The sequence below is a fragment of the Nonomuraea sp. NPDC023979 genome (assembly GCF_040639085.1).
Classification (GTDB): Bacteria; Actinomycetota; Actinomycetes; order Streptosporangiales; family Streptosporangiaceae; genus Nonomuraea; species Nonomuraea ceibae.
Window position 1 is genome coordinate 253,098 of record NZ_JBEZZG010000004.1, and the last position, 14,322, is coordinate 267,419.

Sequence of the window (14,322 nt, forward strand, 5' to 3'; positions counted from 1 at the left end):
GGGCGTCGCGTACGGCGGGCCAAAGCCGGTGGCCTGGCCACCCCGGCACGTACGCCGACGCCCCCGCGCCTGGCTTCGGTGCGGGGGCGTCGCGTATGGCTCAGTGGGTGGAGCAGCCGTTGACCGGCGGCGGGAGAGGGGCGGGGCGGCCGATGGCGGGCATGCCGAGCAGGACGCCGGGCCCCTGCGGCGGGCCGGCCTGGCGGGACTCCCAGGCGTCGCCCGCGCGGGTGCGGCGCACGGCCTTGGGGGCGCCGTCGGCGACGAGGTGGTGCGGGGCGGCGTAGGTGACCTCGACGGTCACCATGTCGCCGGGCCGGGGCGTCCGGTCGCCGACGGCGAAGTGGACGAGTCGGTTGTCGGGGGCGCGCCCGGACAGGCGGCGGGTGGCGTCGTCCTTGCGGCCCTCGCCCTCGGCGACGAGCACTTCCAGGGTGCGGCCGACCTGCTTCTTGTTCTCCTCCCAGGAGATCTCCTCCTGGAGTGCGACCAGCCGCTCGTAACGCTCCTGGACGACCTCCTTGGGGATCTGGTCGTCCATGGTCGCGGCCGGGGTGCCGGGCCGGATGGAGTACTGGAAGGTGAAGGCGTTGGCGAAGCGGCTCTGCCGTACGACGTCGAGGGTCTGCTGGAAGTCGTCCTCGGTCTCGCCGGGGAAGCCGACGATGATGTCGGTGGAGATCGCGGCGTCGGGCATGGCGGCGCGCACCCGCTCGATGATGCCGAGGTAGCGCTCGGCGCGGTAGGAGCGGCGCATCGCCTTGAGCAGGCGCGAGGAGCCCGACTGGAGCGGCATGTGGAGCTGGTGCATCACGTTGGGCGTCTCGGCCATGGCGGCGATGACGTCGTCGGTGAAGGCGGCCGGGTGGGGCGAGGTGAAGCGGACCCGCTCCAGGCCCTCGACGTCGCCGCAGGCGCGCAGCAGCTTGCCGAAGGCGAGCCGGTCGCCGAACTCGACGCCGTAGGTGTTGACGTTCTGGCCGAGCAGCGTGACCTCCAGGACGCCCTGCTCGACGAGCGTGCGGACCTCGGCGAGCACGTCGCCGGGGCGGCGGTCCTTCTCCTTGCCGCGCAGCGACGGCACGATGCAGAACGTGCACGTGTTGTTGCAGCCGACGGAGATGGCCACCCAGGCGGCGTAGGCGGACTCGCGCCTGGTGGGGAGCGTGGAGGGGAAGACCTCCAGCGACTCCTTGAGCTCGACCTGCGCCTCGCCCTCGATGCGGGCGCGCTCCAGCAGCACGGGCAGCGAGCCGATGTTGTGGGTGCCGAAGACCACGTCGACCCACGGCGCCTTGCGGACGATCTCGCCCTGGTCCTTCTGCGCGAGGCAGCCGCCGACGGCGATCTGCATGCGCGGGTTGGACACCTTGGCGGGCCGCAGGTGGCCGAGGTTGCCGTAGAGGCGGTTGTCGGCGTTCTCGCGCACGGCGCACGTGTTGAAGACGACCACGTCGGCGGTCTCGCCGTCGGCCGCGGGCACGTAACCGGCGTCTTCCAGCAGGCCGGACAGCCTCTCGGAGTCGTGCACGTTCATCTGGCACCCGTATGTGCGCACTTGATAGGTGCGGGGGCTCTCCTGGGTCACAGTCATCGCATGTTCAAGGGTAGTCGTTGCGCGGATCGCGACAGCCCTCCGGAGCTAAAAGTCCAGCTTGACGGCACGATGTGACCGGATCGGTACCGGCCGGTTAGTGACCAGCGCCCTTCGTGCCTCTACCGTTTGACTCCATGACGGAGAACGGGGACGTCACTCCACTGGTGCAGATGGAGAACGTCAACAAGCACTTCGGGGCGCTGCACGTCCTGAAGGACATCAACTTGACCGTCTCTCGTGGCGAGGTTCTGGTCGTCATCGGTCCTTCCGGCGGTGGTAAGTCCACGTTGTGCCGGACGATCAACCGGCTGGAGACCATCGACGGCGGGAGGATCGTCTTCGACGGCCAGGTGTTGCCGGCAGAGGGCAAGTCACTGGCGCGGTTGCGGTCCGAAGTCGGCATGGTGTTCCAGTCGTTCAACCTGTTCGCTCACAAGACCATCCGCGAGAACGTCACCCTGGGCCCCGTCAAGGTGCGCGGCCAGGCGAAGGACGCCGCGGACAAGCGGGCGATGGAGCTGCTGGAGCGTGTCGGGATCGCGGCGCAGGCCGACAAGTACCCGGCGCAGCTGTCCGGCGGCCAGCAGCAGCGTGTGGCGATCGCCAGGGCCCTGGCGATGGATCCGAAGATGATCCTGTTCGACGAGCCCACCTCGGCACTGGACCCGGAGATGGTGCAGGAGGTGCTCGACGTCATGATCGGGCTGGCCCGCGACGGGATGACCATGATGGTCGTCACGCACGAGATGGGGTTCGCCCGGCGGGCGGCCAACCGGGTGGTGTTCATGGCCGACGGCCAGATCGTCGAGGAGAACACCCCGGACGAGTTCTTCACCAACGCGCAGACGGATCGGGCGCGCGACTTCCTTTCGAAGATCCTTACGCACTGACGAGCAAGAGGCAGGTACACATGCACATGCGTCGAATGGGAGCGGTGCTGTCCTTTGCGGCGATGGCCGCGGGGCTGGCCGCCTGCGGCGGTGGCGAGACCTATGCGTCCGTGGCCGACAAGGTCGCCGACGGCGGCACCGTGGTGGTCGGCACCAAGTGGGACCAGCCGAGCTTGGGCCTGAAGAAGGGCGCCGAGCCCGAGGGCTTCGACGTCGACGTCGCCAAGGCCGTCCTGAAGGAGATGAACGGCGGCAAGGACGTGGCGATCGAATGGAAGGAGTCGAAGTCCGACAACCGGGAGCCCTTCCTGGCCAACGGCACTGTCGACATCATCTTCGCCACCTACTCCATCACCGAGTCGCGCAAGTCCAAGGTGACGTTCGGCGGCCCGTACGTGATCGCTCACCAGGACGTGATGGTCCGCAAGGACGACACCTCCATCAACACCCCGCAGGACCTGGTCGGCAAGAAGATCTGCAAGGCCGCCGGCTCCAACTCCTACAAGCGGATCACCGACCCGCCGCCGGACGGCGAGCTCGACCTCGACGCCACGACGGTCGACGCGGCCAGCTACTCCGAGTGCATCCAGAAGCTGGGCGGCAACAACCTTGACGCGGTCACGACCGACGACCTGATCCTGGCGGGCTTCGCCAAGCAGGCCGGCGGCAACTTCAAGGTGCTGGGCCAGGGCTTCACCGACGAGAAGTACGGCATCGGCCTGAAGAAGGGCGACACCAAGACGTGTGAGGCCGTGAACAAGGCGGTCCAGTCGCTCTGGCAGAAGGGGACGATGAAGCAGCTCCTGGAGAAGTGGTTCGGGGGCATCGAGGGCCTGAAGGTCTCGACGGAAGCCCCGACCGCCGAGGGTTGCAGCTGATCCTCTCTGAGGCGGCGGCCGGTCTCCCGGCCGCCGCCCTCCTATGTGGTGGAGCACGATGGACGACCTAATCAAGTACGCACCCGAGCTCGCCTTGGGTTTCTGGGAGAATGTCAAGCTCTCGGCCGTGGGCGCGGTCGTCTCCCTGATCCTGGGCACGATCCTCGTGGCGATGCGGGTTTCGCCTACTCCCGTACTCCGAGTCGTGGGCACCTTTTACGTCAACGTGGTGCGTAACACGCCGCTGACGCTGGTGCTGGCGTTCTCCGCGCTGGGTCTGAGCGACCAGCTCGGTCTCGTCTTCTCACAGGTGCCGAGGACCAACTCGTTCTGGATCGTCGCCATGGGCCTGTCGGCCTACACCGCGGCGTTCGTGTGCGAGGCTCTGCGTTCCGGCATCAACACGGTGGCGCTCGGCCAGGCGGAGGCGGCGCGGGCGATCGGGCTGACGTTCTCGCAGTCGCTGCGCATGATCATTCTTCCGCAGGCGTTCCGCGCGGTCATCGCGCCGCTGGGCAGCGTCATGATCGCCATGATCAAGAACACCACGGTCGCGACGGCCGGCGGTTATCTCGCCGACGTCGCAGCCACCATGAAGATCGTCTTCGACGACACCGGCGCGTCGATCCCGATCTTCATCGGAATCATCCTCGCCTTCATGGCCCTGACGATGCCGATCGGCTTCTTCACCGGCTGGCTGGCCCGACGTCTGGCGGTGGCCCGATGAGCACCTCGGTCCTCTTCGACACCCCCGGCCCGCGCGGCAGGATCCGCAACCACCTGCTCACGGTGGTCAGCGTCGTGGCGGTGGCGGCGCTCCTCTACTGGGTCTACAGCGGCTTCGACGCCAAGGGCCAGTGGGAAGGGAAGATCTGGGAGCCGTTCCTCCAGGCCGACACCTGGCGCTACTACATCATCCCGGGTCTGATCGGCACGCTCCGTGCGGCCGCGCTGGCCGCGGTGCTCGCGCTCGCGTTCGGCGCCGTCTTCGGCCTGGCCAGGCTCTCCGACCACCGGTGGATCCGGGTCCCGGCGGCCACGGTGGTGGAGGTCTTCCGGGCCATCCCGCTGCTGCTGCTGATCTTCTTCATCTTCTACCTGGCGCCGACGATGTTCGGCTCCGGCGACTACGCCTTCATCGCGGTGGTGCTCGGCCTGACCCTCTACAACGGGTCGGTGCTGGCCGAGGTCGTCCGGGCGGGCGTGCAGGCGGTGCCCAGGGGCCAGTCGGAGGCCGCCTACGCGGTCGGCATGCGCAAGAACCAGGTGATGCGGCTGGTGCTGCTGCCGCAGGCGGTCACGGCGATGATGCCGGCGATCGTGAGCCAGCTCGTGGTGCTGCTCAAGGACACCGCGCTCGGCTACATCATCGCCTACGTCGACCTGCTCAACACCGGCTTCAAGATCCTGCCTGCCGTGTTCTTCGGCTCGCTGATTCCGGCGGCGATCGTCATCGGCGTCATCTACGTGGGGCTCAACCTGCTGCTCAGCTATCTGGCCAACTGGCTGGAGCGCCGCAGCCGGCGCAGCCGCAAGACGTCGGCCGCGCCGATCGCGCCTCCCGGGGCCGAGGCCGTCGGCCTGCGCTCCGGCGGCGGGCTCGACAGCACGGACTAGCCGCGCGGACGGGGTCCCGGGTCGACATCCGGGACCCCGCCCATCCGGCGGCCCCATTACCGTGACCTTGACCACGGGCGGCGCGGATTTCCGGCAAGATTCGGTTATGCCCGTCGCATCGTGGCCCTCGCCCATCTCCACCGCCGACGTCGCCCGTGCCGGTGCGCGTGCCGGCTGGCCGCACGCCCTCGACGGGCAGACGTGGTGGACGGAGGAGCGGCCCGAGCAGGGCGGCCGCACCACGGTCATGCACCGCGCCGCCGACGGCCGCCACCGTGAGCTGCTGCCCGCGCCCTGGAGCGCCCGCACCCGCGTGCACGAGTACGGCGGCCGCCCCTACACCGTGACGCCCGACGGTGAGCTGATCTTCGCCAACCTGGCCGACCAGCGCCTCTACCTGCGTGACCACACCGGCGCCTGCACCCCGCTCACCCCCGAGGGCGACCGCTACGCCGACCTGCTCGTCCGCGACGGCCACGTGTGGTGCGTGCGCGAACGCCACCGCGACGGCAAGGTCAGCCGGGCCGTCGTGTCCGTCCCGCTGACCGGCGGGCCGGTGCGCGAGCACGTCACCGGCAGCGACTTCTACGCCTTCCCCGCGCTGTCCCCCGACGGCCGCCACCTCGCCTACATCTGCTGGGACCACCCCCGCATGCCGTGGGACGGCACCGAGCTGCGCGTCACCCGGCTGCCCGACGGCCACACCCGCACCCTGCTGGGCGACCCGTCGGAGTCCGTGCTGGCCCCGAGCTGGCGCGACGACGACACCCTCTACGCGATCTCCGACCGCTCCGGCTGGTGGAACCTGTACGAGACGGGCCTCGACGACATTTCGCCCCGGCCGCTCTGCCCCCGCGACGAGGAGTTCACCGGGCCCCTGTGGAACCTGGGCGGAGCCCCGTACACGATCCTCGCCGACGGCCGGCTCGCGGTCCTGCACGGCCGCGCCGACCTGCGGGCCGGCGTGCTCGACCCGCGCACCGGCGTCCTCACCGACCTGCCGCTCCCCTTCGACGGCTGGGAGCCCTCGCTGAGCGCCGACGGCACGTCCCTCACCGGGATCGCGTACGGGTCCGCGACGCCGCGCACGGTCGTCCGCGTCGACCTCGCCAGCGGCGAGGCCGAGCCGCTCAGGCGCGACGTCGAGCGGTTGCCCGACCCCGCCTACCTGCCCACGCCGCGCCCGGTCGAGCTGCCGGGCATCGGCGTGCACGGCTTCCTGTACGAGCCCGCCAACCCGGTCGAGATCCTCCAGGAGCCGCCCCCGTACGTGATCTTCGTGCACGGCGGGCCGACCGCGCACGCCGGGGTCGCGCTCGACCTGGAGAAGGCGTACTTCACCTCGCGCGGCATCGGCGTGCTCGACCTCAACTACGGCGGCTCCACCGGCTACGGCCGGGCCTACCGCGAGCGGCTGAAGGGCACGTGGGGGCTGGTCGACGTGGACGACACGGTCGCGGCGGCCCGCTGGCTGGCCGCGGAAGGGCTCGCCCAGCCCGGCCGCATCGCGGTGCGCGGCGCCAGCGCCGGCGGCTGGACCGTGATGGCCTCCTGCTGCCGGTCCGGCGAGTTCGCGGGCGGGGTGTCCTACTTCGGGGTCAGCGCGCTCGCCCCGCTGATCGCCCACACGCACGACTTCGAGTCACGCTACGTGGAATGGCTCGTCGGCTCCGACCCCGCCGTCTACGCCGAACGCGAACCGCTCGCCCTCGCCGACGGCGTGACCTGCCCCATGCTGCTCCTGCAAGGGCTCGACGACCCCGTCGTGCCGCCCGAGCAGTCGTCCGCCTTCGCCGACGCCCTGTCCGAACGCGGCGTCCGCTGCACCTACCTCGCCTTCGAAGGCGAGTCGCACGGCTTCCGCCGCACCGAGACCCGCTCCGCAGCGCTGGCCGCCGAACTGGCCTTCTACCAGCAGCTGTTCACCTGATCAGCGCGCGAACTCCGTCGCCCGCGACTCCCGCACCACCGTGATCCGGATCTGCCCCGGATAGGTGAGCTCCTCCTCCACCTGCTTGGCCACGTCGCGGGCGATCACCTGCGCCTGGATGTCGTCGACCCCGTCGGGCTTGACCATCACCCGGATCTCCCGCCCCGCCTGCATGGCGAAGACCTTGTCCACGCCCTCGTACGACTGCGCGATCTCCTCCAGCCGCTCCAGCCGCTTCACGTACGCCTCCAGCGACTCGCGGCGGGCGCCCGGGCGGCTGCCGCTGATCGCGTCGGCCGCCTGCGTCAGCACCGCCTCAACCGTGCGCACCTCGACCTCGTTGTGGTGCGCCTCGATGGCGTGCACCACGTCCTCCTGCTCGCCGTAGCGCCGCGCGATCTCCGCGCCGATCAGCGCGTGACTGCCCTCGACCTCGTGCGTGAGCGCCTTGCCGATGTCGTGCAGCAGGGCGCAGCGCTTCATCAGCGCCTGGTCCATTTTCAGCTCGGCCGCCATGATGCCCGCGATGTGCGCCGACTCGATGAGATGCTTGAGCACGTTCTGCCCGTAGCTGGTGCGATAGCGGAGCTGGCCCAGCAGCAGCGTCAGCTCCGGGTGCATGTCGGTGATGCCCAGCTCGACCAGCGCGTCCTCGCCCGCGCGGGCACACAGGTCCTGCACCTCCTGGCGGCTGCGGTCGTGCGCCTCCTCGATCCGCTGCGGATGGATGCGGCCGTCGAGCACCAGCTTCTCCAGCGTCAGCCTGGCCGTCTCCCGGCGCACCGGGTCGAAACACGACAACAACACCGCCTCCGGCGTGTCGTCGATGATCAGGTTGACGCCCGTCGTCGACTCGAACGCCCGGATGTTGCGGCCCTCACGGCCGATGATCCGGCCCTTCATCTCGTCACCCGGCAGATGCAGCACGCTGACCACCGACTCGGCCGTCTGCTCCGCCGCCACCCGCTGCACCGCCAGCGTCACGATCTTCGTGGCGCGCTTCTCGCCCTCCTTGCGCGCCTCGCCCTCGATCTCCCGGATGATCAGCGCGGCCTCACGCTTGGCCTGGTTCTCGATCTCCTTGACCAGCTCGGCCTTCGCCTGCTCGGCCGTGAGCCCCGCGACCCGCTCCAGGATGACCCGGCGCTCCTCCTCGACCCGCAGCAGCTCCTCACGCCGGTCGGCCAGCTCGATCTCCGTCTCGGCCAGCTTGCGGTCACGCTCCGCCTGCCGCCTGGCCTCCTCGTCCAGCCGCTGCTCACGCTCACCCAGGCGGCTCTCCCGCCGCTCCAGATCGGCGCGCAGCTCCTTCAGCTCCGACTTCAGGACCTGGCTCTCCTGCTCCACCTCGCGGCGCATCTGCGCGGCGCTCTCCGCCGCCGCCTCCGACCTGCGCAGGATCTCCTCCGCGTCGGCCTCGGCCCGGTCACGGATCTTGCCGGCCTCCTCGCGGGCCTGCTCCAGCTCGTCCGTGACAGCCTGCTCCTGCTCCGGGGTCAGCTTCTTCTTCGCGGGCGCACCGCCGGACGTCCGGCGTACGACGATGTAGAGGGCGCTCATCATCCCGCACGTCAGCGCCACGACCGCCACCGACAGCACCACGACCAGCGGCCCCATGTGCGCCCCGCCCTCCTCGCGTCGTCAACACCCACAAACGCGGCCCTCGCCCAGGAGGGTCACGGGCGCGGCACGGAAAGCCCGATCGGCGTCGTCACCAGGACCGATATCAAGCCAAGGCACATCGGGCGCCGACACCCGCAGCCGGCACCTCGCCTGCCTCGATCACTCAAACTCGTAAGTCCGTCGTTCACCGGTATGGCAATCCGCACTGCGCGGAGTAACTCCTCACTGCCGTCGAGGTTATGCGTCGAACAGGTCACGAGCAAGCAAACGCGTTATCAAGCGTGTCTTACGCTCGCATCCGCCGTGCGTGAACACCTCGGGACACACCGCCCTCCCTACCGCTGGTGGACCCCTCGATTCGGCACCGCCCGGCTCTCTGGTGCCCGGCGCGCCCGGAGCCCCGACGCCACGCCCATCCGGATCACCACTCGTACGGATCGCCGTCTGTCCGGGCCACCGTCCTTAACGGCCACCGCCCATACGGGGTCACCGCCCGTACGGGGTCGCCATCCGTACGGGCAGTCGTCCGTACGGGCAGCCATTCGAACGGGCCACCATTCGTACGGGCAGCTCCCTGCAGCCAGCCGTCCATACGGACAGCCGTCCACCCGCGTGACCTCCTACGGGTAGTCGTCCTCCATCTCGATGCCCTCCTGTTCGAGGGCCTCGCGGACCACGCGGAACGCCAGGCCGGACGGGTAGCCCTTCCTTGCGAGCATGCCGGCCAGGCGGCGAGTGCGGGCCTTGGGGTCCAGGGACCGCGTACTGGCGAGTTTGCGCTCCACCAGGCGGCGGGCCGTTTCCAGCTCCTGGTCGGGGTCCAGGCGCTCGACGGCCTCGTTGACGGTCTCGGAGTCCACGCCCCGATGGCGCAGCTCGGCGGCCAGGGCGCGCTTGGCCAGGCCCCGGCCGTGGTGCCGGGAGTCGACCCACGCTTCGGCGAACGCCTCGTCGTTGATGAGCCCCAGCTCGGAGAACCGGTCGAGCACCGTCTCGGCGGCCTCGTCCGGTACGTCCCGCTTGCGGAGGGCTTCGGCCAGCTGGGCGCGCGTCTTGGGAGCCATCGTGAGCAGCCGCAGGCAGATGGCCCGGGCTACCGACTCGGGATCGGCATGCGGGGTCGTACCGGCCGGCGAGTCCTGATCCGGGCCGTCAGGCAGCCAACCGCGCCCGGCCCCACGCCCGCCGCCTGCAGCACCCCGTCCGGAGCGCCGCCCCTTCCCGTACCGGCCCTTTCCTCCCGAACGACGCCCCTTCCCCGAGCCCCACTCGCTGGGCTCCTCGGGCTGGTTCTCGTCCGATCCCCCGCCCTCGAACAGCCCACCGAACGCCGCCTCTACCCGCTCACCGGACCCCGCGCCGGGGTTCTGGGCAATGGAGGGTGAGGGCTCGGGGTCCGCACGCTCGAACGGAGGTGCGGCCTCGGCGGCAGTGGGAGCCGGCGGAGGCTCCGGCTCGGCCTCACGGGGCACGAACGGGGGCGGCTCCGAATTGTCGGACGTGAACGAAAGCCCAGGCTCAGGCCCGGCTTCCCCAGGTTGAGCCCCGACCGGCTCGGTTCCCGCAAGGTCGGATCCGACAGGCTCAGGTCCCACAGAATCGGATCCCACAGAATCGGGTCCCGCGAGGTCGGGACTCGCAAGGTTGGGTCCCGCAGAATCGGACCCTACGGGCTCGCCCGCAGCGTCGGCCCCCGCAGGGCCGGACCCCGCAGCGTCGGACCCGACAGGCCCGAGTCCCCTAGCGTCGGGCTCCACGGGCTCAGAACCGACAGGCTCGGGACCGAGCGGCTCAGAACCGGCAGGCTCGGTGGGCCCGGAGTTGGTGGGCTCGGTGGGCCCGGAGCCGGTGGGCTCGAAACCGGCAGGGTCGGATTCGAGTGGCTTGGAGTCGGCGAACTCGAATTGAGGTGGCTCGGTGAAGGAGACCGACGCTGTGGGCGCTTTCCAGGGGGCGGGCTCCGTACGATCCCCCGCAGACGCCGTATCGCCCGACCCGAAGAACGGGTGCGCCGTTCCGGCCGTCCCGGGGAACGCCGCCGCCTCTGACTGAGGAGCGGCCGGATCCGGTTCCGGGGACGATGAGGCAGCCGATCGGGAGCGGCGCAGTTCCTGCCACTCGCCCGGCGACGGCCAACCGCCACCGGCACGCTCGTCGCGCCCATCACCGAACCGTCGGCGGCCACCGCTGCGGTTGTCGTCACCCTGCGACCAGCCACTGCCACTGCCATCACCACTGCCACCGCCCGGTGACCAGGCACCGCCGCCACCCGGCGCCCAGCCGGTGTCGCGGCCACTGTCCGATGACCGGCCGTTGGTGGGGTCGGAGTCCGCCCAGGGACCGTCACCGTTGCGGGAGCCGCGCGACGAACCGCCTGGGGTGCCGGTCGGGTCGTCGGAGGCGCCACGGCCACGGCCCGTAAGGCGGCCACCTCGACGGCCCGAGGTCGTCGAGCGCCCAGAACGGCCACGCCCGGAGGTCCGGGACGACGGGGCATCCAGGGCGGAGGCATCGGCGCCTGGGACATCGGCACCCTGACCGTCGGGACTCAGGCCGTCGGCACCTCGGGCGCCGATGCCCGAAGCGCTGGTGCCCGAACCCCCGACGCCCGAAGCGCCCGCGCCCTGGTCGTCGAGGCCCTGGGCGTCGGTGGGGCGGGGTAGGCCGCCCGGGGCGAGGCGGGTGGGTTTGCGGCGGCGGCGGGGTGGGGTGGCGGGGAGGTCGGGCCAGGCGCCCCAGTCTCGGGAGTGGGGCGCCTGGTCCGGATCCTTGTCACTCATGCGGCGACCGATCAGACGTCACCGGGCTTCGGCGTGGACTTGGAGCCACGGCCGGTGGGGGCCGGTGCGGCGGCGGCCGCGGGGGCGGGCTCCGCCGGGGTGTCGAGGCGGGGGCCGACGCCGAGCTTGTCCTTGATCTTCTTCTCGATCTCGTTGGCCATGTCGGGGTGGTTCTTCAGGAAGTTGCGGGCGTTCTCCTTGCCCTGACCGAGCTGGTCGCCCTCGTAGGTGTACCAGGCTCCGGACTTGCGGACGAAGCCGTGCTCGACGCCCATGTCGATGAGGCCGCCCTCGCGGGAGATGCCGACGCCGTAAAGGATGTCGAAGTCGGCGACGCGGAAGGGCGGCGCCATCTTGTTCTTCACGACCTTGACGCGGGTGCGGTTGCCGACCGCCTCGGTGCCGTCCTTGAGGGTCTCGATGCGGCGGATGTCCATGCGGACGGAGGCGTAGAACTTCAGCGCCTTGCCGCCCGTCGTGGTCTCGGGCGAGCCGAACATGACGCCGATCTTCTCGCGGAGCTGGTTGATGAAGATGGCGGTGGTGCCGGTGCTGCTGAGGGCGCCGGCGACCTTGCGCAGAGCCTGGGACATCAGGCGGGCCTGGAGGCCGACGTGGCTGTCGCCCATCTCGCCCTCGATCTCGGCCTTGGGCACCAGGGCGGCCACCGAGTCGATGACGATGATGTCGACGGCGCCGGACCTGATCAGCATGTCGGCGATCTCCAGCGCCTGCTCGCCCGTGTCGGGCTGGGAGACCAGCAGCGCGTCGGTGTCGACGCCGAGCTTCTTGGCGTATTCGGGGTCGAGGGCGTGCTCTGCGTCGATGAAGGCGGCGATGCCGCCCGCGCGCTGGGCGTTGGCCACCGCGTGCAGGGCGACCGTGGTCTTACCGGAGGACTCCGGGCCGTAGATCTCGACGATCCTGCCGCGCGGCAGGCCGCCGATGCCGAGGGCCACGTCCAGGGAGATCGACCCGGTCGGGATCACCTCGATGGGGGCTCGGGCGTCATCGCCCAGGCGCATCACGGACCCCTTGCCGAACTGCCGCTCGATCTGAGCGAGCGCGGTCTCGAGGGCCTTCTCGCGGTCGTTGATTGCCATGGGAACTCCCCCTGGAGAGTCTTGGGTCCGAACAGTCGAGTGAAAGCTATGGCCTGCCACCGACATTTTTGGCCGCCGCCGGGGAAGAAGTGGCCCGGCGAGGTCCATGGTAGCCGAACGACTGTTCGATCACACGCCGAACGCGCCGTCACGGGCCCGGCGGGTTCGGGCTCACCCGCCGGACGCGTCCCAGCTCATGGGCCCGGCGCGTCCCAGATCGGGCGGATCTCGATGCCGGCGCCGATCGGGCAGTGGCGGGCGAGCTCTTCCGCCTCGTCGAGGTCGGCGCATTCGACCAGGTAGAAGCCCGCCAGCTCGTGCCGCAGCGGGACGAACGGCCCGTCGGCGGCGACCGGCGGCTCCCCGGGCGGGCCGGGGCGCAGCGTGCGGGCCGTCGGGTGCAGCGCCTCGCCGGTGAACGGGACGCCGCGCTCTCTCAGATGGCGCGCGAACGCCTCGTGCTCGGCGAGCGCGGCCGTCATCCCGGCCTCCGTGACGGACTCCGCGTAGCCCTCCGGGTCGAACAGCAGCAAAGCGAACCTCATCATCGTGCCTCCTCGAAGAGTCTCTTCACGAAGCATGACGAACGGGCCGGTCCGCGATTCGACAGGGACGTGTTGTCAGCGGCTGTGAGCTGGGGAGACTCACAGGGAGACGTCAGGAGGCCGCGACGTGGCGAGCGCGTACACCGGGGAACGGCGCACCCATCTGGAGGCCCTCGCCGCGCTGCTGAAGGGCCAGGGGCTGGTGAGCCGGCTGGTCGGCGGCGACGAACCGGTGCTGTGGACGTGGCATCCGCGTTCGGGACGGCGCACGCTGGTCTTCGCCACCCCGTCGCGGCAGGGCTGGCAGTTCCTGTGGTCGCCCGGCGGGCTGCACGACGCCGAAGATCCGGAAGGGGCCGCCGACAAGCTGAGGGACGCGCTGGAGGCGCCGGAGGCCGAGTGATCAGCGGAGCCGGGGAGAGACGTCCTCCACCTGGCAGACCGCCCGCCAGACCGACTTGGCGCTCTCGCCGTCGGCCAGCGCCTGCACGACGGTGCGGCCGTCGAGCGGGGCCAGCACGTAGTCACGCGCCCACGACTCGGCGTAGGCGTCGCCGAAGTGCTCGCGCATCCGTCTCCAGAACTCGGTCAGGCGCATCACCCAAGTATGGGACGCCCCCGGGAGTGGGTAGGACATCTCCATGCCGAAGACCCCCAAGTCCTCACCCCCCAGATCCGCCAAGGTCAAGGCCAACAAGGCCAGGCGGCGCCGGTTACAGCTCGACCGGCGGCTCGCCGTACGGAAGGAGAAGGAAGAGCGTGCCGAGAGGCACGCGGGCATCAGGCAGGAGCCGCGTGCGGGCACGCCGCGCACGCGCAGGGCGTCGCGCCGCTAGCCGTACAGGGTCAGAGCACGCGTGCGCCGTACATCTCCCCGAGGTGGTCGGCGAGCAGCTCCAGCCGGGCGCCGTCGGGGTCCTTGAAGTAGATGGAGGCGCCGCTCTCGATCTGGTGCGGCACGTCGGCCGCCTCCAGCTTCCCGCGCAGCCGCTCCCAGGTGGCGGGGTCGACGGAGATCGCCACGTGGTGCAGGCCGCCGAACACCTCAAGGTACGGGCCGAGGTCGAGGCCGGGGAAGTCGAAGAACGCCAGCAGGTTTCCGTTGCCAAGGTCGAAGAAGAAGTGGCTGGAGCCCTCGTAGTCGCGGTTCTCGAAGATCTCGGTGAGCGGGAACTCCAGCAGTTCCTGGTAGAACTTGACGGTGCGCTCCACGTCCGACGAGACCAGGGCGATGTGATGCAGGCCGCGGGCGCTGCTCGACGGACGGTGCGGTAAGACGTACCGTTCGCGGATCTCCTCGCGGCGAGCCTCCAGGGCTGCGTTGTCGATGGTCACGGTCGGTGTATGTCCGCTGAGCGG

General features: G+C 70.4%; 14 protein-coding genes. 7 read left to right on the top strand and 7 right to left on the bottom strand.

Features of this window, described 5'->3' with window-relative positions; genetic code table 11:
* Positions 1–100: 100 nt before the first annotated feature.
* Positions 101–1,594: a tRNA (N6-isopentenyl adenosine(37)-C2)-methylthiotransferase MiaB gene (gene miaB, locus AB0G11_RS10470; protein ID WP_357585198.1), complete on the bottom strand. Its 1,494-nt coding sequence runs from the start codon at positions 1,592–1,594 to the stop codon at positions 101–103.
* A 137-nt stretch (positions 1,595–1,731) separates the two neighbouring features.
* Between miaB and AB0G11_RS10475 the strand changes: the two genes are divergently transcribed.
* The 5 genes from AB0G11_RS10475 (at position 1,732) to AB0G11_RS10495 (ending at position 6,912) form a co-directional block, all read left to right on the top strand.
* Positions 1,732–2,487, top strand: a complete 756-nt coding sequence (locus tag AB0G11_RS10475; RefSeq protein WP_281427395.1) for an amino acid ABC transporter ATP-binding protein — start codon at positions 1,732–1,734, stop codon at positions 2,485–2,487.
* A gap of 20 nt (positions 2,488–2,507) precedes the next feature.
* Positions 2,508–3,365, top strand: a complete 858-nt coding sequence (locus AB0G11_RS10480) for a glutamate ABC transporter substrate-binding protein (RefSeq protein WP_219513498.1) — start codon at positions 2,508–2,510, stop codon at positions 3,363–3,365.
* A gap of 58 nt (positions 3,366–3,423) precedes the next feature.
* Complete coding sequence (locus AB0G11_RS10485) at positions 3,424–4,092, top strand: amino acid ABC transporter permease (protein WP_219513496.1); 669 nt, start codon at positions 3,424–3,426, stop codon at positions 4,090–4,092.
* On the top strand, positions 4,089–4,982 hold the full coding sequence (locus AB0G11_RS10490; protein ID WP_219513494.1) for an amino acid ABC transporter permease: 894 nt from the start codon (positions 4,089–4,091) through the stop codon (positions 4,980–4,982). The genes AB0G11_RS10485 and AB0G11_RS10490 overlap by 4 nt, the downstream gene beginning before the upstream one ends.
* A gap of 106 nt (positions 4,983–5,088) precedes the next feature.
* Positions 5,089–6,912, top strand: a complete 1,824-nt coding sequence (locus AB0G11_RS10495; protein ID WP_357585200.1) for a prolyl oligopeptidase family serine peptidase — start codon at positions 5,089–5,091, stop codon at positions 6,910–6,912.
* Here AB0G11_RS10495 and rny read toward each other — a convergent pair whose 3' ends face one another.
* From rny to AB0G11_RS10515, 4 genes are all read right to left on the bottom strand, one after another.
* Positions 6,913–8,529, bottom strand: coding sequence for a ribonuclease Y (rny, locus tag AB0G11_RS10500; RefSeq protein WP_219513480.1), 1,617 nt, complete (start codon positions 8,527–8,529; stop codon positions 6,913–6,915).
* Between the two features lie 626 nt (positions 8,530–9,155).
* Positions 9,156–11,315, bottom strand: a complete 2,160-nt coding sequence (recX, locus tag AB0G11_RS10505) for a recombination regulator RecX (RefSeq protein WP_357585202.1) — start codon at positions 11,313–11,315, stop codon at positions 9,156–9,158.
* An 11-nt stretch (positions 11,316–11,326) separates the two neighbouring features.
* Complete coding sequence (gene recA / locus AB0G11_RS10510; protein WP_219513467.1) at positions 11,327–12,418, bottom strand: recombinase RecA; 1,092 nt, start codon at positions 12,416–12,418, stop codon at positions 11,327–11,329.
* 194 nt (positions 12,419–12,612) lie between these two features.
* Positions 12,613–12,966, bottom strand: a complete 354-nt coding sequence (locus tag AB0G11_RS10515) for a YciI family protein (RefSeq protein WP_357585203.1) — start codon at positions 12,964–12,966, stop codon at positions 12,613–12,615.
* A gap of 124 nt (positions 12,967–13,090) precedes the next feature.
* Between AB0G11_RS10515 and AB0G11_RS10520 the strand changes: the two genes are divergently transcribed.
* On the top strand, positions 13,091–13,366 hold the full coding sequence (locus AB0G11_RS10520) for a hypothetical protein (RefSeq protein WP_219513441.1): 276 nt from the start codon (positions 13,091–13,093) through the stop codon (positions 13,364–13,366).
* Here the strand turns inward: AB0G11_RS10520 and AB0G11_RS10525 are convergent, their stop codons facing one another.
* Complete coding sequence (locus AB0G11_RS10525; protein WP_219513439.1) at positions 13,367–13,561, bottom strand: DUF3046 domain-containing protein; 195 nt, start codon at positions 13,559–13,561, stop codon at positions 13,367–13,369.
* Positions 13,562–13,604: 43 nt separating this feature from the next.
* Between AB0G11_RS10525 and AB0G11_RS10530 the strand changes: the two genes are divergently transcribed.
* Positions 13,605–13,799: a hypothetical protein gene (locus AB0G11_RS10530; RefSeq protein ID WP_219513437.1), complete on the top strand. Its 195-nt coding sequence runs from the start codon at positions 13,605–13,607 to the stop codon at positions 13,797–13,799.
* Between the two features lie 10 nt (positions 13,800–13,809).
* Here the strand turns inward: AB0G11_RS10530 and AB0G11_RS10535 are convergent, their stop codons facing one another.
* Positions 13,810–14,298, bottom strand: a complete 489-nt coding sequence (locus tag AB0G11_RS10535; protein ID WP_357585205.1) for a VOC family protein — start codon at positions 14,296–14,298, stop codon at positions 13,810–13,812.
* Between the last annotated feature and the right edge of the window lie 24 nt (positions 14,299–14,322).